Source organism: Campylobacter sp. CH186, assembly GCF_004378925.1.
Lineage (GTDB): Bacteria > Campylobacterota > Campylobacteria > Campylobacterales > Campylobacteraceae > Campylobacter_D > Campylobacter_D jejuni.
The window spans coordinates 279,785-304,934 of sequence record NZ_RYYB01000001.1; the positions used below are offsets into that span (position 1 = coordinate 279,785).

The 25,150-nt window shown below is 31.7% G+C and carries 22 protein-coding genes and 1 pseudogene; 7 read left to right on the forward strand and 16 right to left on the reverse strand.

Annotated features, from left to right (window positions below; translation table 11 throughout):
- The first annotated feature begins 85 nt into the window (after positions 1-85).
- Complete coding sequence (dnaJ, locus tag ELQ09_RS01385) at positions 86-1,210, forward strand: molecular chaperone DnaJ (protein WP_087684567.1); 1,125 nt, start codon at positions 86-88, stop codon at positions 1,208-1,210.
- Positions 1,211-1,325: 115 nt separating this feature from the next.
- Here the strand turns inward: dnaJ and ELQ09_RS01390 are convergent, their stop codons facing one another.
- Entirely contained in the window at positions 1,326-2,603 is a 1,278-nt protein-coding gene (locus tag ELQ09_RS01390) for a major outer membrane protein (protein ID WP_134263719.1), read from the reverse strand.
- A gap of 250 nt (positions 2,604-2,853) precedes the next feature.
- Entirely contained in the window at positions 2,854-3,309 is a 456-nt protein-coding gene (locus tag ELQ09_RS01395; RefSeq protein ID WP_070301023.1) for a low molecular weight protein-tyrosine-phosphatase, read from the reverse strand.
- A gap of 53 nt (positions 3,310-3,362) precedes the next feature.
- Here ELQ09_RS01395 and ELQ09_RS01400 point away from each other — a divergent pair, with 53 nt between their 5' ends.
- Positions 3,363-4,547, forward strand: a complete 1,185-nt coding sequence (locus ELQ09_RS01400) for an MFS transporter (RefSeq protein WP_070301021.1) — start codon at positions 3,363-3,365, stop codon at positions 4,545-4,547.
- A gap of 17 nt (positions 4,548-4,564) precedes the next feature.
- The gene (locus tag ELQ09_RS01405; RefSeq protein ID WP_002853958.1) at positions 4,565-5,227 is read left to right on the forward strand and encodes a DUF4230 domain-containing protein; all 663 of its coding nucleotides are present in this window, start codon (positions 4,565-4,567) and stop codon (positions 5,225-5,227) included.
- Here ELQ09_RS01405 and ELQ09_RS01410 read toward each other — a convergent pair.
- The 8 genes from ELQ09_RS01410 to guaA all read right to left on the reverse strand — a co-directional run bounded on the left by ELQ09_RS01410 (position 5,224) and on the right by guaA (position 15,257).
- Positions 5,224-5,433, reverse strand: a complete 210-nt coding sequence (locus ELQ09_RS01410; protein ID WP_087684574.1) for a 4-oxalocrotonate tautomerase family protein — start codon at positions 5,431-5,433, stop codon at positions 5,224-5,226. The genes ELQ09_RS01405 and ELQ09_RS01410 overlap by 4 nt on opposite strands.
- Positions 5,434-5,490: 57 nt before the next feature.
- Positions 5,491-5,973 (reverse strand): DNA-deoxyinosine glycosylase, encoded by a 483-nt coding sequence (locus ELQ09_RS01415; protein WP_070316992.1) that lies wholly within the window; start codon positions 5,971-5,973, stop codon positions 5,491-5,493.
- A complete protein-coding gene (locus ELQ09_RS01420) occupies positions 5,970-8,129 on the reverse strand; it encodes a polyribonucleotide nucleotidyltransferase (protein WP_134224573.1) in 2,160 nt (719 codons plus the stop codon). Before ELQ09_RS01420 ends, ELQ09_RS01415 begins: the two co-directional genes overlap by 4 nt.
- Positions 8,130-8,198: 69 nt before the next feature.
- Positions 8,199-10,247, reverse strand: a complete 2,049-nt coding sequence (locus ELQ09_RS01425) for an LPS-assembly protein LptD (protein ID WP_096703105.1) — start codon at positions 10,245-10,247, stop codon at positions 8,199-8,201.
- Positions 10,237-10,689 (reverse strand): RDD family protein, encoded by a 453-nt coding sequence (locus ELQ09_RS01430; RefSeq protein WP_134224574.1) that lies wholly within the window; start codon positions 10,687-10,689, stop codon positions 10,237-10,239. Before ELQ09_RS01430 ends, ELQ09_RS01425 begins: the two co-directional genes overlap by 11 nt.
- A complete protein-coding gene (gene purD, locus ELQ09_RS01435) occupies positions 10,686-11,936 on the reverse strand; it encodes a phosphoribosylamine--glycine ligase (protein WP_070316994.1) in 1,251 nt (416 codons plus the stop codon). The genes ELQ09_RS01430 and purD overlap by 4 nt, the downstream gene beginning before the upstream one ends.
- A gap of 239 nt (positions 11,937-12,175) precedes the next feature.
- Positions 12,176-13,636, reverse strand: coding sequence for a hypothetical protein (locus ELQ09_RS01440; RefSeq protein ID WP_070316995.1), 1,461 nt, complete (start codon positions 13,634-13,636; stop codon positions 12,176-12,178).
- Between the two features lie 85 nt (positions 13,637-13,721).
- A complete protein-coding gene (gene guaA / locus ELQ09_RS01445) occupies positions 13,722-15,257 on the reverse strand; it encodes a glutamine-hydrolyzing GMP synthase (protein WP_070316996.1) in 1,536 nt (511 codons plus the stop codon).
- A 138-nt stretch (positions 15,258-15,395) separates the two neighbouring features.
- On the opposite strand from guaA, the gene ELQ09_RS01450 reads away from it, so the two are divergent.
- The 3 genes from ELQ09_RS01450 to ELQ09_RS01460 are packed head-to-tail and all read left to right on the forward strand — an operon-like array spanning position 15,396 to position 18,883.
- Complete coding sequence (locus ELQ09_RS01450) at positions 15,396-15,890, forward strand: hypothetical protein (RefSeq protein ID WP_002866244.1); 495 nt, start codon at positions 15,396-15,398, stop codon at positions 15,888-15,890.
- The gene (uvrC, locus tag ELQ09_RS01455; protein ID WP_134224576.1) at positions 15,883-17,685 is read left to right on the forward strand and encodes an excinuclease ABC subunit UvrC; all 1,803 of its coding nucleotides are present in this window, start codon (positions 15,883-15,885) and stop codon (positions 17,683-17,685) included. Before ELQ09_RS01450 ends, uvrC begins: the two co-directional genes overlap by 8 nt.
- Position 17,686: 1 nt before the next feature.
- A complete protein-coding gene (locus tag ELQ09_RS01460; protein ID WP_134263720.1) occupies positions 17,687-18,883 on the forward strand; it encodes a hypothetical protein in 1,197 nt (398 codons plus the stop codon).
- Here the strand turns inward: ELQ09_RS01460 and ELQ09_RS01465 are convergent.
- The 4 genes from ELQ09_RS01465 to ELQ09_RS01480 form a co-directional block, all read right to left on the reverse strand.
- Positions 18,880-19,782, reverse strand: a complete 903-nt coding sequence (locus ELQ09_RS01465; protein ID WP_070316999.1) for a radical SAM protein — start codon at positions 19,780-19,782, stop codon at positions 18,880-18,882. The two genes, ELQ09_RS01460 and ELQ09_RS01465, sit on opposite strands and share 4 nt — an antisense overlap.
- Positions 19,779-20,801: a uroporphyrinogen decarboxylase gene (gene hemE / locus ELQ09_RS01470; RefSeq protein ID WP_070317000.1), complete on the reverse strand. Its 1,023-nt coding sequence runs from the start codon at positions 20,799-20,801 to the stop codon at positions 19,779-19,781. Before hemE ends, ELQ09_RS01465 begins: the two co-directional genes overlap by 4 nt.
- Before the next feature lie 179 nt (positions 20,802-20,980).
- A complete protein-coding gene (gene ciaC, locus ELQ09_RS01475) occupies positions 20,981-21,301 on the reverse strand; it encodes an invasion antigen CiaC (protein ID WP_002866237.1) in 321 nt (106 codons plus the stop codon).
- 55 nt (positions 21,302-21,356) lie between these two features.
- Positions 21,357-22,556 (reverse strand): MFS transporter, encoded by a 1,200-nt coding sequence (locus tag ELQ09_RS01480; RefSeq protein WP_070317001.1) that lies wholly within the window; start codon positions 22,554-22,556, stop codon positions 21,357-21,359.
- A gap of 113 nt (positions 22,557-22,669) precedes the next feature.
- On the opposite strand from ELQ09_RS01480, the pseudogene ELQ09_RS01485 reads away from it, so the two are divergent.
- A pseudogene (locus ELQ09_RS01485) lies at positions 22,670-23,273 on the forward strand (hypothetical protein).
- On the opposite strand, the gene pdxA reads toward ELQ09_RS01485, so the two are convergent.
- Both pdxA and ELQ09_RS01495 read right to left on the reverse strand, forming a co-directional pair.
- The gene (pdxA, locus tag ELQ09_RS01490; protein WP_070317002.1) at positions 23,263-24,357 is read right to left on the reverse strand and encodes a 4-hydroxythreonine-4-phosphate dehydrogenase; all 1,095 of its coding nucleotides are present in this window, start codon (positions 24,355-24,357) and stop codon (positions 23,263-23,265) included. The pseudogene ELQ09_RS01485 and the gene pdxA overlap by 11 nt on opposite strands.
- Entirely contained in the window at positions 24,338-25,126 is a 789-nt protein-coding gene (locus ELQ09_RS01495) for a pyridoxine 5'-phosphate synthase (RefSeq protein WP_070317003.1), read from the reverse strand. The genes pdxA and ELQ09_RS01495 overlap by 20 nt, the downstream gene beginning before the upstream one ends.
- Between the last annotated feature and the right edge of the window lie 24 nt (positions 25,127-25,150).

Sequence of the window (25,150 nt, forward strand, 5' to 3'; positions counted from 1 at the left end):
ATTGATTTTATTTTTGCTAAAATTAGATTTTTGAATTTTTAAGATTAAAATTCTAGCAAAATTTTAAATTTTTTAAAGGAATAATGTGGAAATAAGTTATTATGAAATTCTTGAAATCACGCAAAATGCTGATAAAGAAACCATAAAAAAAGCCTATAGAAAAATGGCTTTAAAATACCATCCCGATAGAAACCAAGGCGATAAAGAAGCAGAAGAGAAATTTAAGCTTGTTAATGAAGCCTATGAGGTTTTAAGTAATGATGAAAAGCGAGCTATTTATGATAGATATGGAAAAGATGCTTTAAAAGGCGGTGGATTTGGTTCTAGTAGTTCAGGTTTTGGTGGTTTTGAGGATTTAGGAGATATATTTTCTAGTTTTTTTGGAGAAGGCTTTGGTTCATCATCACGTCGTAGAAAAAGTTCAAATGATGAGAAAATCCCTTCAGATTTTATCGTTAATTTAAAATTAAGTTTTAAAGAAGCGGTTTTTGGTTGTAAGAAAAATATAGACTTTACTTATAAATGCTCTTGTAAAACTTGCAATGGAACAGGGGCTAAAGATGGAAAACTTCAAACTTGTCCAAAGTGTCAAGGTAGGGGACAGGTTGGAATTTCTCAAGGTTTTATTACTTTTGCACAAACTTGCCCTGATTGTCAAGGAAGTGGAGAAAAAGCTAGTGAAAAATGTAGCGATTGCAAAGGTTTGGGTTATAATGAAAGCAAAGATAGTGTAGAACTTAATATCCCAGAAGGTGTAGATACAGGTATGAAACTTCGTGTCAATGCTAAAGGAAATATCTCAAAAAATGGTACTAGAGGGGATATGTATGTTAAGATCATTGCTGCTGAAGATGATACTTTTATCAGAGATGATGATGATATATATATAGAATTTCCAGTGTTTTTTACTCAAGCTATCTTAGGAGAGAGTATAAAAGTGCCTACTATACGCGGTGAAGCGACTTTAAATTTACCAAAGGGTGCTAAAGACGGACAAAGATTTATTCTTGAAAAAGAAGGGGTAAAAGATGTTCATAGCTCTCGCATAGGAAATCAAATCGTTCAAATTTCTATCAAATTCCCAACTTCTTTAAATGATGAACAAAAAGAACTTTTAGAAAAACTAAGTGAAAGTTTTGGTATCAAAGATGGTATGCATCAAGAGCAAAAAGGACTTTTTGAAAAAATCGCTAATTGGTTTAAATCTTAATTTTCTCAAAGCTTTTTAGCTTGGGAAAATCTTTTGTATATAAATTTAAGTTTTAAAAATCAGGCATAAAAAAAGCGGAGTAAAACCCCGCCTTGAAGTTAGACTTGAAAACTTCTTAGAATTTGTAAAGAGCTTGAAGTCTTACAGTGCTATGATCAGCACTTTCTTTAGTGTTTACACCTTCATCTAGGTTCACATAAGAATAGAATGCTGAGAAGTTAAGTTTTGGAGAGTATTTGTAATCTACTCTTGCAACAGCTTCAAGTTTTTTACCGCCACCTAAATGATCAACAGTTTCTGTTTTTGTTCCACCGTATACGAAGTCAGCACCAACGCGAACTGTTTCGTTGAAAGTATATCCAGCAGTTACATAACCGAAAATATTTCTACCAGTGTCGCCATTTAGTCTTGAACCAGTAGTATAGAAAATTTCCTCACCTGCAAGTAAAGAACCAATATTGCCTTGATCTTCGATTACAACTGTAGAAGCTTTTTCTTTATCACCATAGTATAAACCACCAAGACTAGCATCCCAACCATTTAATTCAACACTACCTCTTAAAGCAAATAAGTTACCATTAGTATGTGTAGCTTTATCAAGTTCGCTATCAATGCTATTTCCTAAGTAAGCACCTTCAAGTGTCCAGTTGATTCCATCAAAGATGGTAGTGCTATAAGCTGCATCTACAGCATAAAAGAATGCTACTTGATCCCAATAAGCTAACCATAATTGTGGGTTGAATTGTCCACCTAAGAATTCATAAGAACCTACAGCAGCACCACCATAAAGATTTCCTACCGAGTCTACTTTAAAAGGAGCTTGATTTGGAGTTTCTGTTGAAAGATTGCTGTGTCCTAATAAATCTGCACCTTGTTCTTCAGCCATGAAGCTATCTACAGCAAAAGCAGCTAGAGTTAAACCATCGATGCTGTTATTTACTACTTTAACACCTGTTCCAACTAAACCATCGATACCATTGTCTGTCCAGATAGTGTTTAGTTGTTGTTTACCAGCGATTACACTTGTAGCAACATCTTCATTTGTATAAGTTAAGTATAATTGACGAACAAAAAGTCCTTTTTGGGCATTTGTTGCGTTATCAACACCAGTGCCACCATCAGCAGCATTATAGTCAAATTGAACAAAAGCTTTGAAGTTATCAGCTATAGCAGCACTGAAGTTAACTTGTGCTCTATATTTGTGATCTTGTTTGCTGTTGTTTAAATTTGAGTTGTTAATGAAATTTTTATCAAAATTACCTGTATCGTATCTGTATCTTAATACACCCGATACATCAACATCTTTAATCGCTTCTTCAAGTGGAGTAGCGTTAGCTGCTGAAAAAGCACCTGCAGCAAGAGCTGCAACTAAACTAAGTTTAACTAGTTTCATGAGAATTCTCCTTGTCAAAATTAATAAAACATCATAATTGTAGCACATAAATTTGGAGTTTTTTCTTAAGAAGCACTTAAAATAGTAAAAATTTTAAATCCGAAGGATAAAAACATCTAAAGAAAAGCCTAGCTAAAGGGATTTAAGCTAGGCGTGTAATTTTAAGGAGTTTTTCTTATGAATGTTTTTCGGTTCATTTAGAAGTATAAGCCTGAAAAGTAAACGAGAAGTAATATATAGTTGTTTTAAATTATTTTGATAAAAAAACAAGTAAATTTTTACAAGCTAGGGATAAAATTTTATAAGTTTCATCAAAATTCCCGCTATACCAAGGATCAGGGACTTCATCGTAGTTTAGACTAGGACTAAAATCAGTGATTTTTAAAATTTTGTTTTGGGTGTTGGTGAAGTTTTTTAAAATATTTTTGAAGTTAGAATTGTCCATAGTGATTAAAAAATCGCTTTCATCGCAAAGTTTTTGAGTGAGTTTTTTGCTTGTGAAGTTTTTGTGTTCTATATTAAGTTGAGCAAGTTTGTTTTTGGTGCCATAGTGCATACTTTCTCCATCGTGTTCTCCTGAAGTTCCAGCACTGCTTATAAAAAATTCTTTTTCTAAATTTGCTTTTTTGACAAGATCTTTCATGATAAATTCTGCCATAGGCGAACGGCATATGTTGCCTAAGCATATAAAGAGTATTTTTTTCATTTTTATCCTTGAGTTTTAATTAAAAATTATAAAAAATATCATACAATAAATCCATGGAAAATTTCAATAGAACTTTGCTCGTGTGTTGGTTTGGTGTTTTTACCACAAGTATGGGGCTTAGTCAAATCGCTCCGATTTTGCCTTTTTATATCAAAGAACTAGGACATGTTGATACGAGTGAAATAGCGTTTTATTCAGGACTTGCTTTTGGGGTCACTCCGCTTTTTATGGCTGTTTTTTCACCTTTGTGGGCTTTTTTGGGCGCAAAGTATGGTTATAAAAATATGCTTCTTCGTGCAAGTTTTGGAATGTCGGTTTTAACCTTATGGCTTAGCTTTGCTCATAGTGCCTTAGAAGTGGTTTTTGTGCGGGGTTTAACAGGGATAATTTCAGGTTTTACTTCTGCTGCTGTTGTGTTTATCGCCGTGATAGCGCCTAAAGAAAAAGTGGCTTATGCTTTAGGAACTCTTTCTACGGCTTCTATAAGTGGAAGTTTACTTGGACCTTTGTTTGGTGGCTTTGTGGCTGAATTTTTTAGCATTAGTGCGGTTTTTGATGTGGTGGCTTTTTTGATCGCTTGCTCTTTTGTGACGATTTATTTTTTCATCCATGAGAGAAAAATTCAAAAAGAGGCGAAGAAAAATACTCAAAAAGTGAAAGAAAACAAAACCCTTATCATCGTTCTTTTTATCACTACTTTTGTGATACAATTTGGTACTTTTGGAGTGATGCCGATTTTAAGTATCTATGTTGAGCAAATTCATCAAGGTGGAAATTTGGCTCTTTGGGCGGGTATAGTGGTGGCTGCAAGTGGGATTAGTAATCTTTTTTTCGCACCAAAACTTGGAAAAATCGCTGATAAGATAGGGCCTAGTAAAATTATTTTTGGAGCTTTGATATTTTGTGGAATTTGCTTTTACTTACAGGCTGTAGCAAGTAATGTTTATATGCTTATTTTCGTGCGTTTACTTATAGGTGTAGGACTTGGAGGGCTTTTGCCTTGTGTGAATGCCTTGCTTAAAAAAAGTGTGAGTGCTAAAAATTTAAGTGTGATTTTTGGTTTTAATCAAACTTGTCAATTTTTGGGAAATTTTTGCGGTGCTTTTGGCGGAGGGCTTATGGCTTCTCATTTTAGCGTGGAATTTGTTTTTACTTTTGTGTGTTTGATTTTTATCATTAATGCTTTTATTTTCTTGGCGTTTGAGAAAAAATATATCTTTTCAAATCAAGGTTTATAAATTTAGAAAGGTTTAAAATGGAAATGATTTTATTTGTTTTAGTGATGATTTTACTTGTGCTTTTGTTTGTAGTGCTTTTTAGGCAGTATAAAAGCCCTAAAATAGAAGAAAAAAGCACGCAAAGTTTTAGCGATATCATGCAGCTTAAATCCATAGGAGAATTAAGTGTTTTTCAGGTTTTTAGCAAGGAGATTGTCACTAAAAAAGATAGTGCTTTTAATGGAATTTGGAAAAATCTTTTAGGGTGGTCTTTGAGTGAAAGGCAGATTGCTTTGATTTTTGAATTTGAGATCACTTTCTTGTATGATTTAAGGGATAAAAACTTTGATATTTTGCCTTTAGGGGACGATGCTTATAAGATCATCATGCCAGAGTGTAGATACAAACACAGCATCATAGATATGAAATTTTATGATGAAAAAAATGCTAAATTTTTACCTTTTTTACTGCCTGATTCTATCAATAGTACGGGGATTAGTTTTAGTGAAAGTGATAAAAACAAACTCATAAAAGAAGCCAAAGATGAGGTTAAAGACTTGTCTTTAAATCTTATCCAAAATTTAGAAAGCAAAATTCATAAAAGTGCTAAAGATACTTTAGAAGCTATTGCTAAAGGTTTTGGGGCTAAGAGAGTGGAATTTGAATTTAAGGATAACACACAAAAGCTAGATGTAAACTAGCTTTTTTCTTTTCTTGCTTGGGTAATGCTTTTTCCACCTAGTCCGTAATTATCCGTATCGATTTCATCGATAATTACCACAGTCGAGCTTTTATTTTTGTTTAAAACCTTAGCAAGCAAATCCGTTACTCCTGCGATAAGCTCTTGTTTTTGTTCTGTTGTAGGTTCTCCGTTTTCTTTGGTGATGCGTATATTTATAAAAGGCATTTTTAACTCCTTAAAATTTTATAATTATTCTAAAATCTAAAAAATTAAAATATTCTTTTATTTTGTAAATTTTTTGATTATTTCATAGTTTTGTAAAAGCTGTTCAAAAGAAAAATTTAAATTTGCAGGAGAAGTTGAGGGTAGAGCTATGGCTTCTAAGTGAGGGTGGAATTTAACAAAAAATCTATAAGCACTTTGTCCTGTAGTAAAAATGGCTTGAATTTTGGTTTGAGAAAGGATTAGGTTTAAATCATTGGCTTTTGCATAACTTATGGTTTTATCATCTGAATTTTTTATCTTGCAACTTTGAAGTACATCCCAAAGAGCGATATGTTTTTTTCTTAAAAAGGCTTGTTGTTCTGTGATATTTTCTAATTTTACATCAAAAAGTGTTTCTAGTATAGGCCAAAAACGATTTCTTGGGTGTTGATAATAAAAGCCGTCTTGTCTTGATTTAATAGAAGGAAAAGATCCTAAAATTAAGATTTTAGAATCTTTGTCAAAAAAAGGCTCAAAAGGATGAGTTAGAAATTCACTCACTCACACAAATCCACAGAAATTTTTCCGTTTTTAATTTCGCTAATTTTAACTTTTAAGCTTTGGTTTTCGCTTAAATTAAGATGCTTGCTTTTTGAACTATGCAATAAACCATCAACACCATTTTTAAGTTCCACAAAGGCTCCAAAAGGAGCGATTTTTTTAACAATACCTTGAAATTCTTGCCCAAGTTCAAAGCCTGATATATCTTTGTCTTTAGAGCCTTTTTTAGTTCCTTTTTGAGAGCTTGTGATGTTTATGATGTAGTCTTTTGCGGCTTTGATTTGCTCGTTTTGACTACCTGCTATTTTTACTTCACCTTTTTCGCGATCTAAGTCTATAGAAACGCCAAATTTTTCTATGATTTCTTTGATGGTTTTTCCAGCTTGTCCTATGATATCAACGATTTTTGAAGGATCAACGCTAAAAAGCTCAAGTTTAGGTAAAACTTCTTCATTGACTATGATTTCTTTTACAGCTTCTTCCATGATGTTTAGGATGTGAATTCTTCCTTCTTTGGCTTGATATAAAGCTTGTTTTAGTGTTTCTTGATCGATTCCGCCTAGTTTTATATCCATTTGAAGAGCAGTAACGCCGTCTTTGCTACCAGCTACTTTAAAATCCATATCCCCATCATGATCTTCAAGTCCCATAATATCTGTTAAAACAGCATGCTTGTTATCTTCAAAGATAAGCCCCATGGCTACTCCTGCAACAAGTTTTAAGCTTGGCACTCCTGCTGCTTTTAAGGCTAAAGATCCGCCACAAACCGTTGCCATAGAACTTGAGCCATTGCTTTCTAAAATTTCACTGACTAAGCGGATTACATAAGGATAGTTTTCATCCACGCTTGGATAAAGTGCTCTTTTGGCTAAATTTCCATGTCCTAGTTCTCTTCTTCCTGGAGCTTTGATAGGACTTGCTTCGCCTACTGAAAAACCTGGAAAATTATAATTTACCATAAAGCGTTCGCTTATAGGATTTTTTTCTGTAAGCAAGTCTATCATTTGAGCATCGTTTTCTCCGCCTAAGGTTGCAACAACTAGAGCTTGAGTTTGTCCACGAGTGAAAAGACAAGAGCCATGAGCGTTTGGCAAGATATTGGTTTCTATACTGATAGGACGAACCTCGTTTAAACTTCTACCATCAGCTCTTTTGCCTTCATTTAAAATTTGCTTACGAATAAGTTTGCGTTTGACTTTAGCTAAGGTATTTAAGACACTTTCTTCGCTCCAGTCTTTAGCGATTTCAAGATTTAAAATTTCTTTAGCGATTTTATTTAGTTCGCTTGCTCTTTCGCTTTTTGCCATTTGATTGATAGCTTCTTTGATTTGTTTTTGGAAATTATTTTCTATAAAAGCTAAAATTTCAGGATGTTCAATCTCATTTTTTAGTTCGATTTGAGAATTTTTTTTGTGTTTGCTAAAGGCTTCTTCATAAGCATTTGAACCATTTAATATAGCTTTTTGAGCTAAATTTAGAGCTTCTAAAATTTCATCTTCGCTAAGTTCATTCATATTTTGTGAAGTGGTTCGAGTTAAAACATCAGCATAAGGAGCTTCGATAAAGATTTCATTTTCTTTTTGATCAGGTAAGGTTCTCATTTCTATCATCAAAAGCTCATCTTTTACACCTGCTACATAGAGGTCTAGGGTGCTATTTTGAAGCTCTTCATTGTTTGGATTGAGTATGAAATTTCCATCTATCTTTCCTATACGCACACTACATACTGGAGCTTTCATAGGTATATCACTAAGATAAAGTGCCACGCTTGCGGCATTTAAGCTCATTACTTGCAAATCTACTTTAGGATCAGCTGAGAGAACCATCACAACGATTTGAGTCGGATAAGCATAGCCTTTTGGAAAAAGAGGGCGTAAGCTTCTATCAATAATGCGTGCTGTTAAGGTTTCTGCATCGCTTGGCTTGGTTTCTCTTTTGACATAACCACCAGGAATTTTTCCTGCGGCATAAGCTTTTTCGATGTATTGGACGGTTAGAGGTAAAAAATCTTCTTCAACTTGTTTTTCTTCTCTTGCAACTGTAGCTAGAACAACGCTTTTGCCTTGTCTCATTAAAACAGCACCGGCAGCTTGTTTGGCGATTTTATCTATATCAAATATTTCTGTATTTTTGTTAATTTCTATGCTGTATTGCATTATTTTTCCTTTTTTACCAGATAATAAATTCGTAAAATTTTTTAAAATATTTAGCAAATTTCATCCTTTTTAAATTTTGTTTTCACTTTCTGCTAAAGAGAAATCGTATTTTACTCCTCCTAAAGGATAGAAGTTGAAAATAAAATAAACTCCGCTTTGATTTTTAGCTGTGATACCACCACTTGTGAGTTGTGGATCGATTCTTTCTCTATACATTACAGAATAGTTCCAACACTTTCTTTGGTAGGTGTAGCCAAGTTCCCACATGTTTGCATGAGCTCTTTGAGTATCAAACCAAATTCCACCAAATAAATTGTAATTAGGTGTGGCAATATAATTTGCTCTTGTACCAATAAAGCTATATTTTCCATACTCATCGTTTTGATAAGCATGAGAAAACATCCAATTAAATTTTGAATTTGTATTGACTTCTATTTGGCTGATGACATTGGTAAAGCGACTTTGCTCATAAGAGTAAAGCACTTCGCTGTTGAGATTGATGTTTTCATTAAAATAATAAGTTAAAAGATTTTCAAGTTCATAGAATTCGTTTTGTTTATTGAGATAGTCAAGTGAAATTCTGTGTTTGAGTTTTTTTTGTCCTTCGTTGTTATAGAAATACTGCACAGCATAAAGACTTGTATGTTCGTTTTCTTTGTCGTATTCTTCAAGATAATCTTGCGTGATTTTACCTGATTTTGCTCCTGGTAAAACGTAATTCACCCCTAAATTTAAAGTATGAAAGAAATTTTCATAAGCTTTTGAAAGATCGGCGTAGAGATTAAAATCATGAGTGTTTCTGAAATAATGCTCATGGTTTCTTTCGGGATCGTTGCTATAATTTACAAAAGAAGCATAAAATTTTTCTGTAAAAGTAAAGTGTAAAAAATCTCCAAAAAAAGCATTGTGATACGAGATAGGCAAGTCTAAATTTAGCTCATTTGCATAAGAACCAGAAGGTCGGTAAAAATTATGAAATGAAGCATCAAATGAATAACGCAAGCGTTCATCAAAAAGGTTATTTAAAAATCTATGATATTGAAAGCTTGGATATTCTTGTAAGGTTGTATTGTTGTTAAGTTTAGATGTGTCGATATAATATCTTGCATAAGCTCCGTAAAAATTGTTTTCATCGGCTAAAAAATAATTGATTTTGGAGGTTACAAGCGAGTTAAGATCTCGATAATCCCTACTTCCTAAATTTAAATAATCCACATCGTTGAGATAGGTTGCATCTATCCATAGGCCTTCTTGAAAATTATCACTGAGTAAAGATTTAATTAAATCATCTCTTGAGTATTTTAGTTCTATTCCATAGTGGGTTTGATTTTTCAAATTTTCATCGTGAAAATAGGAGCTATTTTCCCTAAAAGCACCAAAATTTAATTCTCCTGTTGAATATGGAGAATCAAGAAATCTTAAAGTAGAATAAAGTCCAAAACCACGGTTTGTTCGAATTTGTGGATCAAGTTCTAAATCCCAATTTTCTTGAGTGGCTATATAAATAGGTTGTTCATAGTATAAGCCTTCGCTACTTTTTAAAACGATTTTTGGGATTAAAAGCCCGCTTTGTCTATGAGTATCAGCGCTAAATCCAAAATAAGGTAGATAAAAAACTGGGGTATTTTTAACATATAATCTTGCATTGTAAAGATGAACAAAATTGGTTTCCCGGTTAAGCCAGCCTTTTGAAAAACGAATTTCCCAATCAGGATCTTCAACATTGCAGCTTGAAACTGCTGAAATTTTGCTTTCAAAGACTTTATCATTTAGATGGCTTGTTTTGCTTTGAAACCATACTTCAAGATTGTTATTGGAAAAGAAAAAATTACTAAAATCGGCTTGATTGGAATTTAGGTTGATTTTAGCATAATCAGAATGCGATCTTTCGTTTTGTCCCCTTAGGATGTTAACATCGCCAAAAAGCTCAACATCTCCGGTTTTTTCATTGTAAATTGCTTTATTGGCAGTGATGAAATAAAAATCAGAAAAAATAATAACATCATTGTTTGCAGTAAGAATATCACCTTCTTTTTTTGCATCAAGAGCGTAAATATCAACTTGTGCTGCACTTAAAGCTATGCTAGTTCCTAGTAATAGGGAAAATTTACGCCACATCGACTACTATTGTCCTTGCTAGATAATCTTCCCAAGCTTTGCGTAAATCATTGCTTAAAGCCCAAGCAAATCCAAGCATAAATGCCATAGCACTAACCTGTCTTATGGCAGATCTGATGCAACTTTGGATGAGATTGGGTTTGTCAAGAAGATTTTCATCCAAGATGATAATTTTGCATAATATTTTTCCCAAACTCGCCCCATAAAGATAAGTAAAAATTGCTTGATAACTAAAATGAAGTAAGATGAAGCCAAGATAAAAATTTCCTATAATTTGAGTTGTTTCAAATAAATCTTTTGCTTGGATTAGACGATCATAAAAAATGATAAACACAATCAAAGAAATAACCATATCATCGATTAAAAAAGCTAAAACTCTTTTTCTAAAACTTGCTATTTTTAGATTTTCACGCTCTAAGCGGTCTTGTAAGTTTTCTTTCATTTAAGAACCTGATGAGCGATGTCTTTTCTGTATTGCTTTCCTTTGAAATTTACATTATCACAAAGTTTATAAGCATTTTTTTGTGCTTCTTCTATACTTTTTCCTGTGCCAACGCAAACCAAAACTCTTCCACCATCAGCCATTAATTTGCCATCTTCTAGGCTTACTCCAGCATAAGAGATATGAGAGTTTTCAGGAATGTTATTTACAGTAATTTCACTTTTTGGTGAACTTTTGTAAGGATAGTTTTCACTAGCGCATACAACCCCTACTGCAAATTCTTTTTTGATTTTGATTTTTGCGTGTCTTAAGCGTCTTTGAGTAGCAGCTAAAATAAGCTCTAAAGGATCTTCGATTAAAGGCATTAAAACTTCACATTCAGGATCGCCAAAGCGAACATTAAATTCTAATACATAAGGTTTATTTCCAACGATCATAGCGCCTATAAATAAAACACCACAAAATTCCGCTCCTTCTTTTTTCATGCCTGCTAAAGTCGGTAAAATAATATCTTTTTGAACTTTTCTAAGCAAGCTTTCATTCGCTAAAGAGCTAGGAGCGTAAGCACCCATTCCACCAGTATTTGGTCCTTGATCATTGTCGAGTAATTTTTTGTGATCTTGTGCTGCAGGAAGTAAAACAAAATCATTGCCATCACATACTGCAAAAATGCTTAATTCATAACCATCTAAAAATTCTTCAATTACAACGAGTTTTCCAGCATCTCCAAAGCTTTCTCCGCTCAGCATTTTAGCTGTTTCTTCTATGGCTTCTTTATGAGTCTTAGCTATGATAACACCTTTTCCTGCGCAAAGTCCATCGGCTTTTACTACTATAGGAGGGGTTAAACTATATATAAAATTTTTTGCTTTTTCAATGTCATTCGTGTTTAAAAATTTGGCTGTTTTGATACGGTATTTTTTAAGAAAGCTTTTCATAAAAGATTTTGAGGTTTCAAGCATTGCAGCAGCTTTACTTGGCCCAAAAATAGCAAGTCCTTGTTGTTTAAAAATATCTACAACCCCTTCAGCTAAAAAACTTTCACTTCCTACTATACAAAGATCAAAACCTTTTTCTTTTGCATAGGTTGCTAAAACTACTGGATCTTTTAGGTTTAAATTTGTTCCAAGACTTTCGGTAGCGCCATTTCCAGGAGCAAAATAAAACTCTAAATTTTTGTCTACTCTTCTTAAGGCTAAAGCAATAGAGTATTCTCTTGCACCACTACCCAAAATCATTATTTTCATTTATATCTCCTTTTAAACCCAAACAGCCGTTTAACAAAGATTGACCCCAAAAAGTCAAAGAAAACCGCTAGGTAATTTTTAAAGGCTGCAACTTCTCGCTTTTTTCAAAGCTCAAACGATGCCACAGAACACGGTAAATCACACAATCGCAGTTAATAAAAATGTGTTGGATCACTTTAAATACCACAAACTGTTTAGGCAAGGAAATTATAACTTAATTTAGCTTAAATTTCTATGTCTTAAATCAGTTTAAATTTGGTTTTTCCTGATTTGTCAAAATGCTTTCCTTGTAAAATAATATCGGCAACATTTTCCCAAACATGTTTTTCATCAATATAGACTATATCAAAGGTGTTATCACGCATTAAAGACTGATAATTTACTTTTTTAGGTGCGTATTTTACTAAATAATACGGATTTTGTGAAAAGTTTTCAATTTTTAATTTGCATAATAAATCTAAATCCGATGTGACAACTAAAAATTTTTTTCTTTGTTCTTTTGTGATTTTTTGAATATACACTAAAAGTTTTTGATCAAAAGGATTTAGAGCGGATTTATTTAAGCGACTTAAGTAATGTTCTGCAAAAGAAAGAGAACAGAAAGAATTTTCTATATTACTCATAGTAAAATAAGAATTTTTAACCCCTGATGATTTTAAAGATAAGTGCCAAATTTTAACATCCATTATGGTTGCGCATAGATTTAAACCTGTGACAATTTTTTTAAAGAGCTTTTCTCGTGAAAGTTTAAAAGCATTTTCGAAAATATTGTAATTTTTCTTATAAAAATCTTCCCTTATAGCATCAAGTCTTTTTAGTGTTGTTCTGTAGTATTCTGCTTCTTTTTGTAGTTTAGTTAATCTTTCTTGTCGAGCTTTAAGTTTTTCAGGGTCTGCATTGGCCGCATTGCTTTTAAGATTTATTTCAGATTGTAAAGTTTTCATTTGTGCTTCAAGCGAGGCTAGACGATTTTTTCTTGTATCTATGGTGGCTACTAAAGCTTGGTAATGACACTGCAAAGATAAAAAAGTTTCGTTAAAAATTTTAGTGATATTTGGTTTTTGATCAACTATCATTTGCTTGTATGAATTCTCTAAATGCATCATGATGCTTTTTAATGCGCTAAATTGGGTTTGGTCTATGCTATTATCCATAAAAATTAAAGTATCATAAGCTTTAAATAAAAATCTTTTAAGTATAAGATAATCAAGTATGCAAGGAATTTCCTTTTCATCTTGTAGATTGGCTTGAAGCGTTTCTACGGATAAAATTTCATGGGCAAAATATTTTTGTATAGCTTGAGGTATAGTAAAAGAAAGAGGAATTTTTTCTATAGTGTCAAAGTCTGTTGTTCTATAAAGTTCTGTTATATAAGCACTTCTTCTTGAGTTTTGCAAGTCTTCTAATTCATCATCATTATCAGTTTTCCAAAAATCATGCTCAGTGATAAAATCCCCTTCTTTAAATTCTTGAAATTTTGAAGGTTTTATACCTGTTATGGTTTTGCTTGTTTGAACGGGCTTGCCGTCTTCTGCTTTTTTTTCGCTAGAAAGAGTTCTAAATTCCACAAGCATGCCAACACTTGGCATACTTTTTTTATCATTCCAAATTTGGCGATTGAAGTCAAAAAAGGTATTTGCTGAGTTTGTAACGGTTCCACGTCCTGTAGAATCCATATAAATAGCTATTTTTCCATGCATATTTCTTCCTTGAAATTTCTTGAATAAATTCTAGCCTTATTTTTATAAAAATTTTATAATAAAAATAAGAGCTAGAAAAAATGGATCATTCCCATTCTATGGTTGCAGGTGGTTTGCTTGAGATATCATAAACAACGCGGTTTATACCTTCTACTTCATTGATGATACGGCGACTTATGTTTTCTAAAACTTCGTAAGGTAAATGTGAAAAGGTAGCCGTCATACCATCACTTGCATCTACAACGCGTATACAAACTGCATTATCATAAGTGCGGTTATCCCCCATAACCCCAACGCTTTTAACATTTAAAAGCACGCAAAATGCTTGCCAAGTTTTATCATACCAACCTGTACTTTTAAGTTCTTCAAGTAAAATTACATCAGCCTTGCGCAATAGTTCTAAGCTAGGGCGATTTACTTCTCCCATAATACGTATAGCAAGCCCTGGCCCAGGGAAAGGATGGCGATAAACCACTTCTTTGCTAAGTCCAAGCTCAAGCCCTAAAGCACGCACTTCATCTTTAAAAATTTCTTTTAAAGGCTCTATGAGTTTAAGATTCATTTTTTCAGGTAAGCCCCCTACATTATGATGGCTTTTAATGGTTTTGCTTGCACCTACAACAGAACTTTCTATGATATCAGTATAAAGTGTGCCTTGAGCGAGATATTTTACATCTTTATGTTTTTTTGCTTCTTCTTCAAAAACTTCTATAAAGGTATTTCCTATGATTTTTCTTTTTTGCTCAGGATCTCTAACATTAGCCAAGCGACTTAAGAAAATTTCACTTGCATCAATACTGATAAGATCGATACCTAAGGTATTTTTAAACATAAATTCAACTTGTTCTTTTTCTCCGCTTCTTAAAAGTCCATTATCTACAAAAACTACTATAACTTGTTCTTTTATAGCACTAGCTAAAAGTGCAGCAACTACACTACTATCTACTCCGCCACTTACTGCACAAAGCACTTTATCACTGCTTACTTCTTCACGGATTTTTTCTGCTTGAGTTTTTGCAAAAGAACCCATATTCCAAACGCTTTCACAATTACAAGCGTATTTAGCAAAATTTTTTAAGATATTTTTGCCAAATTCACTGTGTTGCACTTCTGGGTGAAATTGCAGAGCAAAAAATTTCTTATCTTCGTTGCCAAAAACACAAAAAGGGCTATTTTCACTTGTGGCTAAAACTTCAAAACCATTAGGTAAATTTTCTACCTTATCAGAATGACTCATCCAAACGGTTTGTTTTTTTGGAAGATTTTTAAATAAAGCGCTATCTTTTTTAACTTCTATGTTTGCTTTGCCGTATTCTTTATGTCCTGCAGGTGCTACTGTAGCTTTGTAATGATGTGCCATAAGCTGCATACCATAACAAATTCCAAGAATAGGTAAACCTAAGTCAAATATACCTTTATCGCAAAAATACGCATCAGTTGCATATACGCTTGCTGGACCTCCGCTTAAAATAATACCTTTTGGTTCTTTCGCCTTAATATCAGCTAAGCTCACATTAAAAGGTAAAATTTCTGCATAAACTCCTTGTTCCCTTAAGCGTCTTGCTATAAGCTGAGTGTATTGAGAGCCAAAGTCTAAAACTAAAATATCTGCTTTTTTCATTATTTACCACCTATGTAATTGTTCGTATTTTTTAATGGTTTTTACCGAACCATTTTGTTCATAGCTTGTGTATTGAGGGTTGCCTTTATATCCGCAAGCACAGAAGAAAATTAAGAAAAGAAATGCTAAAATCATCTTATGGGAAAAAGAAATAATATTAAGATGACTAAAAACGCTAGTGCTGTTATTAATGAATTGATGGATAAACCTCATTATAAGCCTTTAAAAACCTTATTTTTTTGCAAAGATTTTTTAAGTTCTTTTCCGCTTGCTAAGCAACGTTTGATTGCTAAAATTTATGTAAAAAATCATATTTTAAATATAATAACCTTACATCCAGCAGCTTATCAAGAATTAAATCATGATGATAGCAAAATTTATATTAAATTTCTCATAAAAGCGTATGGACAAAAATATCCTTTAAGTGGATTTGTTGATATAAAAGATATAAAAATCTTTTCTCAAAAATACACTTATGCAGTAAATAAAAACAAAAATGATGAAAAACTCTCTAAAAATTCTTATTTGGAGCTTTCTAAGGGTGAATTTAAAAATTGCTTTGAAGATGAAAAATTATTTAAGAAATTTGAAGATTTAAGAGAGCTTATAAAAAAAGGTTCTAATCTTGACTAAAGAGAATTTAGAAAATGAGTTAAAAACTCTTCCTAATAGTGCTGGAGTGTATCAATATTTTAATCAAGAAGGAAAGCTTTTATATGTAGGTAAGGCTAAAAATCTTAAAAATCGTGTCAAATCTTATTTCGCTTTTACTCCAAATTTACATGCAAACCCAAGAAATTCTTTAAGAATTCAAAAAATGATTGAAGAAACAGTGCATTTGGAATTTATCACTACTAATTCAGAAGCCGATGCTTTGATTTTGGAAAATTCTTTTATCAAACAACTGCATCCAAAATATAATATTTTACTAAGAGATGATAAAACTTATCCTTATATTTATGTGGATTTTGAAGAAGAATTTCCACGCTTTGAGATCACTAGAAAATTAGTAAAAAAAAGCAAAATTAAATATTTTGGCCCTTTTTTTAAAGGCGCTAGAGAGCTTTTAGATGCACTTTATTTATACTATCCTTTAAAGCAAAAAGCAAGTTGTAAATCCCCTTGTATTTTTTATCAAATTTCTCGTTGTCTTGCGCCTTGTGATAAACGCATTAGCAGGGAAAAATACCTTGAAATTTTAGATGAGGCTATGCACGCGCTTTTAAATCCTAGTATTTTAATAAAAAATTTAGAAAAACAAATGCTTGTTTTAGCACAGAATGAAAATTATGAAGAAGCAGCTAAAGTAAGAGATCAGATTGTAACGATTAAGGATTTAGAAGTTAAGGTTGAAATAGATATTGCAAAATTAGAAGATTTTGAAGTGTTTGCTTTAGCTTTTAAAAATTCTATGCTTTCAACCTTGCGTTTTGTAGTGCAAAATGGAAAAATTATCAGTGTAAATTCTAAGATTACTTCTATAAAAAATGATATACAATGGGATAAAAATGAAATTTATAAGCAACTGATTTTAGAAAATTTTAGCATGGATATTCCTTTGCTTGCAAATGTTATTTATGTTTATGAAGAATTTGAAGATAGAGTGCTTTTAGAAGAAATTTTAAGCCAAAGATTTGATAAAAAAATCAGTATTAAAATCCCTAAAATAGGAGAAAAAAGAAGAATTTGTGATTTGGCTTTTCAAAATGCCCTTTTAAATATAGAAAAAGAGCAAAAAAATCATGGTTTTACTATACAAAAAGAATTAAAGTCTTATTTTGGGCTTGAAAATTTACCAAATGATATAGAAATTTTTGATAATTCTCATTTGCAAGGCGTGGCAAATGTTGGAGCTATGGTAACTTATAGTGCAAATTCTTGGGATAAGTCAAAATATCGCAAATTTCATTTAAAACATAAAAATGACTATGATCAAATGCGTGAAGTTTTAATGCGTAGGGCTTTGGACTTTGATAAAATACCCCCTCCTGATTTATGGCTTATAGATGGAGGAAAGGCTTTGCTTGATTTGGCTAAAGAAATCATTGTAAGTAGTGGGGCAAATGTCGATATTTTAGCTATTTCAAAAGAAAAAATCGATGCAAAAGCACATAGAGCTAAAGGCGGTGCTAAGGATAAAATTCATTCCTTAAAAGGAGAATTTAGCTTAAGTATTAACGATAAAAAACTACAATTCTTACAGAAATTAAGAGATGAAGCGCATCGTTTTGCTATCAGCTTTCATCAAAATACTAAGAAAAAACAGGACTTGAAAAGTTCTAATCTTGTAAATTTAGGACTTAGTTCAGGGGTTATACAAAAACTTTTAGCGTATTATGGAAATTTTGAATCTATATATAAGGCTGATTTTAAAGATCTTGCAATGCTTGTAGGCAAGAAAGTGGCACAAAAGATAAAGGAAAATTGATTTGATATTAGCAGGGATAATTTTTATTTTTAATCTAATTTTAGCGTATTTAAGTATTGATATCTCAAAGCTTGATAGTGTTGCTGAACAACTGAAAATAGGTATGTTTTCTAGCATTTTTGTTTTATCTTTAACACTTTTTATTTTTGCTTTTAGACAAAATAGAAATATAAACAAAATACATCAAAAAATTTTTTGCATGCAAGGTGATTTTTTAAATTTTCAAAAAAAGATTGATATTGATAGCGCGCTTGATTTGTTAAAGGAAAAATTTGAAGCTACGGGTCAAAATTTAACTAAAATATCCCATGAAAAAGATAGATATTTGCATTTATTGGAGGAAAATTTATATCAGCTTGGAAATATATCCAATGCAATGCGTTGCTTAAATGAAGGGTATAATAAAGAAATTAATTCTTTGATTTTAAATGCCTTAAATTCTCAAAAAGATCAAATTAGATTAGAATTAAATGAGGCTTTAGAGCATCATAAAAGCATTATAGGGACATCTCACGGAAAGGTTTTGCAGTTTGAAGCAAGTGTGGCTATAGTTAATAATGATGAGCTTGAGAATTTTTTACTTGCAAATTTACTTTCGTATTTTGGCATAGAAAGCACTTGTTTTAAAAATTTAAGTTTTGATGTTAATGACTTTCATTTGATTTTTATCAAGGATAAAATTTTAAATGAAAATGTAAAGAAAAACTATGATTTTATAGTGATGGGTCGCCATAAAAATACACATTATGAGTATTTTTTAACTTTACCTTTTGAAAAAAAAGATCTTGAAAATATTTTGCAAAACAAGCTTGATAAGGTTTGCACTTTAAAATTTAAAACCCCTTATCAAAATAATGTATTGCTTTTTAAACAAAATGATTTTGATGCAACCTTATTTTTTAATATAATAGAAAAACAATGCGATAAAAATGTATGTATAAATTCTTTTAGTCAATTAAAACAAGAATTAAGCAAGGAGACTTATCGTTTGATTTTGCTTGATTATGAATTAATTAAATTTGATCTTGAGCAAATGAGAAATTTGCTAAGTGCTTATAAAAAACAGCATCCACAAAGCCATATCATCTTTTTTTCAAAGGAAAAAGTTAGGGATTTTGATTGTGTGAGCGAAGTTTTAAGTGATGTAAGTAGAAATGATCTTATAACTTTACTTAGAAAGTATTTACCAAAGGCCTAAGCTTTATAAAATTTAACTCCAGCTAAATCAAGAATTTTTACCTTTTTTTCTTTGATAAGTTGACTTAAGAGAGTTTTGGATTGTTCATCAAATTTCACTTCAATGTCTATTTCGCTTTGTGAGCGTAAATGAAGCATTTTTAATAATTCTTCTTCATTGAAGCTTAGTTTTTTACCTTCATAATGCCTTTTGGCTAAGAGTACAGGAGTAGAATCTATAAGTTTAGAAAGTTCTAAAAGTTTTTCTTCGCTTACTTTTTTAACGGCATAAGCAGGAGGTCTATCTATGGTGCTTAGATCAACCCTTAAAGGCATGATTTTTTTTAAAGCTTGATTGAGTGCTTTAAATTCTTCTTCGTTGTCATTAAGATCTTTAACAACTAGAATTTCCATAATCAAATCTCCATTAAACCTAGCTCTAAAATCTGCCATTTTTTCTATCATTTTTTCTAAGTCAATGTTTTTTAAAGCTCTATCAATACGATAAAAAGTTTTAGCAACTGCACTATCTAGGCTAAATTTGACCACATCTAGTTTTAGCAAAGCATTAAATTTGCCTTCATCTAATACAGCTGTACCATTGCTTAAAATAAGCAATTTTTTATCTTTAGCAATGCTGCGTAAAGATAAAATAAGCTCATTTAAATAAGGATAAAGACTAGGCTCTCCGTTGGCAGTAAGGGTAAGAAAATCAAATTCAACATTTTTTTCAAGCACAACTTTAACTTCGGAGATAATTTTATCTATGCTGATAATTTCATCCTGTTTTTCTTGGGCTTTTTTTGGATCAAGCTCACAATAAACACAATCAAAATTGCATTGTTTTTTACTAGGGCTTAAATCTATACCCAAAGATCTTCCAAAACGCCTTGAGCTAACAGGACCAAAGAGTATTTTCATTTAGCTGAACTTTCTTGTACAAGCTTGATAAAATATTTTGCATTTTCAACAGGAATATCAGGCAAGATCCCATGTCCTAAGTTGAAAATATGAGCTTTATTTTGCATGGTTTTTAGTATTTTTTCCACTCCTTCTTTGATGGCATTTTTATCATAAAGTCTGCAAGGCTCCATGTTGCCTTGAAGAGTATATTTGTGTGATAGTTTATCACGTGCTAAATCAAGCGGAGTGCTCCAATCAACCCCAAAAACATCAAAATTACCATCGATTCTATCCAAATAACCGCTAATGCCTTTAGGGAATAAAATTACAGGTATATTTGAGTATTTGCTTTTAATAAAATTTGAAATTTCAAGCATATAATTAAAAGAGAATTCAAAAAACTTATCGTATTCTAAAGCACTTGCCCAGCTATCAAAAATTTGTATAGCATTAGCACCTGCTTTAATTTGCTCTTCTAAATAAAGTTTTAAAACTTGAGTTAGTTTGTTTAGAATTTTATGTAAAAGTTCTGGGTTTTGATAAAGCATTTTTTTACACTTTGCATAATTTTTACTTCCACTTCCTTCTATCATATAGGTAGCTATAGTCCAAGGGCTTCCGCAAAATCCTATTAAAGCCTTGTTTTGAGATAATTTTTCTCTAGTAAGCTTTAAGGCATCATAGACATAATTTAATTTTTTATGTGCATTTTGATCGTCAAGTTTTTCTAAGTCTTCTAGGGTTGAAATAGGATTATCAAAAACAGGCCCTTCTCCTTTTTCAAAACGTAAATTCATACCCATTTCAAGAGGAACAACTAAGATATCTGAAAAAATGATTGCTGCATCTACATCTAAAATATCAATAGGCTGTAAAGAAACTTCAGAAGCTTTTTTATAGTCTTTGCATAAAGAGAGAAAATCACCCGCTTGTTTTCTTACTTCCATATATTCTGGCAAATATCTTCCTGCTTGACGCATCATCCAAATAGGGGTGTAGGGTGTAGGTTTTTTAAAGCAAGCATCAATAAAAATCATTATTTTCCTTTGTTTTTAGCAAAATTATAACAGAATTTGATAAATTAAATTGGTCAATTTTTCTATATTTTCTTCATATGGAGGAAATAATAAATTTTTTCATTTTATCCAGAGTTATGAGAAATTTTACGAGAATTATTGGAATTCTCGTTTGTGTAGTTTGAGTTTTGATTTGTATATTAAGCCTTTGTATTGTTTGTGGCATTTCCTGCGTCAATTGTAGCAAAAAGCTTATTTAGCAAAGTCTCCTCATTTTTTTTGTATTGATCTTCTCTCATTTTTTGCCAAGCATAAGATCTAAAATCTTCTCTAACAGCACCAAGATCAATGTCTTCATTAGTAAATTTGCTTGAGCTTGTTTTTTCTTCTTCCTTTTCTTCTTTGTTTTTTACTTCATTTAATGTGGCTTGAAATTCATCTGCTGAAGTATTTTTCTCTTTAACCTTTGTTGTGGTGCTAAAAATAGCATTTGATGTTTTTTGAGTATTATCTACTACCATTTTCTCCTCCTTTATTTAACTTTACATTAAATAAACAAGCAATTTCTATTCCAATTTATATCTTTTTTAAACTTTTTCTTTGAAATTTTTTATAATTTAATTTATCTTTGGCAAAAAGTAAGGCAAAAATCAAAGCAGGGCTTACAAAAAGTGCCGAAAATAAAGCATTAAATTCTATACCCAATCCTGCTAAAACAATCCCACCTAAAAAACTTGCTAAGGCTATGCCTACATTAAAAGCTGCTTCATTTACACTTACTGTGCTGTCTATGACTTTATAAGTATGGCGTTTAGCTTTAGTAATGCTAAGCATTTTTAGTGCAGGTATGGTTGAAAAGGCAAAAAATCCTATCAAGGCTACGCTAAAAATGATTAAAATTTTAGAATACATGGTGAGAAATACACTTAAAAATACTAGAACTTGTATGCTTAAAATAAGACGCAAGGAAAAAATAGCACCTTTTTTATCTACTATTTTTCCGCCCCATAAATTCCCACAAATTGCACAAATTCCATATAAGAGCAAGATATAAGCTGTATCTTGGACTTTAAAACCGCTTATTTCTACAAGTAATTTTTGCAAATAAGTATAAAGAACAAATTGAGCCCCACAGCTACAAATGGTTATAGTATAAGTTTTTAACAAATTTTGATGCGAAAAAGCAGGGATTAGATTTTTAAGACTTGTGGGACTAGGATGTAAATTTTTGGGCATCATATACCATACTCCAAAAAATGCTAGGCTTGTAATGATAAAAATAAGTAAAAAGATAAATTTAAAGCCAAAATAATGTCCTATAAAAGTTCCAAGTGGTACTCCAGTAACTAAGGCTACGGTAAGTCCTGTGACCATTATAGCTAGAGCACTTGATTTTTTATCATTAGGTACTATAGCACTTACAGCTAAGGTAGCAATGACAAAAAACACCCCATGCTGTGTTCCTGCTATAAAACGCGCAAATGCTGTAAGATAGAAATTTTGGCTAAAAAAGATGATGAAATTTGCTAAAGCAAAAATTCCAAGATTGCTTAAAAGTTGTATATGTCTATGAAAATGACTTAAAGGTATAGTAATAAGAGGAGCACCTATAACAACACCTATGGCATATAAAGTTGTAAGATATCCTGCGGTTTTTGCATCTACGCTAAAATACGCTTCAACATCAACCAAAACTCCTGCCATGACAAATTCGGTTACACCCATACAAAAAGCACTAAGAGCTAGTGCAAAAAGAGCTTTTTTGTAATTTTGCATTTTAATTTCCTTATAAAAAATAAAAACGCATTATAATAAAATAAAGGCTTAATTTCCTTAAAAAAATCAAAATATTTTTGTTAAAATAAAATAAAAATTTTAAAGGAGTAAAAATGAAAAAAATTATTTTATTGCTCGGTTTAAGTTTGGTGAGTTTAGGGGCTTTGAGTTTTGATGAGCTTATTTACAAAGATGAAGTAAAACCTAGTTTTGATTGTTCTAAGGTGAAAGATGATGGCAAAAGTGATGATGAGCTTATGATATGTAATGAAATTGGCGTGCGTAATGAATTTGAGAATAAAAAACTTGCTTTAGTAGATAACATCTATAGTAGTTTGTATCAAAATATTTCAAAAAAAGCAGACGAAAAGATGAAAAAAAGATTTCAAAGTCATTTCAAAAAAGATGATTAAAGAAAGAAAAATTTGTATAAAAAATATGCAAAATACAAAAGCAGGGGAAAATCCTATTTTACCTTTACTCAATGCAAGTGATTGCATGCAAGAAGCTTATGCTAAAGCTTTATTAGAGCTTACGCAAAGAGCAAAAAAAGATACAAAAACTAAAGAAGCTTTAGAGCAAATTTTTAAAAATAAAGTTGATAAATATGAAAATTTACTCACTCAAAGTTTAAATACCAATAAAGATTTGCAAGATTTTATAGACAGCTTGGCTAAAGAAGATTTGATTGATTCTAGGGCTAAATTTAAGCTTTAGAATTTAAATTGATTGCAAATTTAGCCGCTTCAAAATAACTTTTAGTGTTGATTTTAGCATTTTTATAGGCCTTATCAAAGGCCGTGCCATGATCAACACTGACGCGTATGATGGGTAAATTTAAACTCACATTGATGCTTTTATCAAAATACAAGGCCTTTAAAGGAGCAAGGGCAAGATCGTGATACATAGCCACTAAACGATTGCAGTTTTTTAAGCCAGCCTTAGTAAAAGCTGTATCAGCTACTAAAGGATAGGGTAGATAAACGCCCTTGCCTTTAAAATTTAAAAGCAATTCTTTTTGTAAATTTTCATCTTTTAAGGCTTTTTTGAAAAATTTTTCATCTTTTTTAGAGTGTAAAAAGGCATTGACAAAGGCTATAGCTTTTTCCATGATCTTTTCTTCTTCTCCACCTATAACTCCATAATCTCCAGCGTGAGGATTAAAACCTAAAAGTCCTATTTTTTTAAAATGCGTTTCTTTGTAAAAATCTTTTAAAAAGATGCTTAAATTTTTAAAAGTGATTTTTTTACTCACCTTAGCTAAAGGTACATGTTCGCTAAAAAGCCCTACAAAAAGTTCTTTACAACCTAACATCATAATGGCATTTTTTTTAAAAAAATCCCTTAAAGCATCGGTGTGTCCTTTGTATTTAAGCCCTGCATTTCCCCAAGCTTTTTTGTGTATAGGTAGAGTAAGCAAGGCATGGGCGTGTTTTTCATAGACAAAATAACTTGCCGCCTTAAAACTTAAAAAACCATAAAGTCCACTTTTTGCATCTATTTCTCCGGCTTTGATTTCAAAATTTTCATCCACTTTAAAGCCTAAAGGAAGGCAAAAAGAGTAAATTTCAAGAGAATTTTCTTTTTTTATAAAATTAAACTCATAGTCTTTTCCATCTTTGAAAGCTACGATTTTTGCATTAAAAAGTTTTAAATTTAAAAGTTTTGAAGCTGTATTAAGCAAGCTTTCGTGGATAAAATAAAAAGGTGTACAGATTTTGCTTAGTTCTTCATGAGAACGCACTAAAATTTCAAGTCCTATGCCGTTTATATCGCCTATGCTAATGGCTAGTTTTTTCATCTTTTATAAGTTCTTTCATTTCTAAAATAGCGTTTTTAAGTCCTGTAAATACAGATCTTGCTACAATGCTTTGTCCTATATTTAGCTCACAAATTTCTTTAATTTTTACTACGGGTTTTACATTTTTGTAATTTAAACCATGTCCTGCGGCTACTTTTAAGCCAAGTTCTACGCCCTTTTTAGCACAGAGTTTTAAATTTTGTAATTCTTTTTCAAATTGAGCTTGTAGGGTTTTTTTATCTTGATTGAGTTCTTTTAAGGCAAAAGCAGTATGAGAGATATTGCTAAAAAGTGCGTTGTGTAAATTCGCATAATGTCCTGTATGAAGCTCTATGAATTGGGCTTTTAAAATTTTTGATTTTTCTATATCTTCTAAACTAGGATTGATAAAAAGTGAAACTTCAATGTTTGCATTTTGAAGTTTTTCTATGCTTTGTTTTAATTTAGCATGATTTAAACAAAGTCCCCCTTCTGTAGTAAGCTCTTCTCTTTTTTCAGGCACTAAAGTAACGCGGTGGGGTTTGAGTTTAAGAGCTAAATTTAAAATTTCATCATTTAAAGCACATTCTAAATTGATAGGGCTTTTACAAAATTTTATAATATTTTCCAAGTCAAAATCCTGAGCATGACGGCGATCTTCTCTTACATGCAAAGTGATTTGATCTCCGTGTTTAGCTGCTATAAAAGCAGCCTCTAAAAGATCAGGATCATTTACCATTCTAGCTTGTCTTAACACTGCGATATGATCGATATTTACACCTAAAAGCATATTTTTCCTTTAGAACTTTTTTGC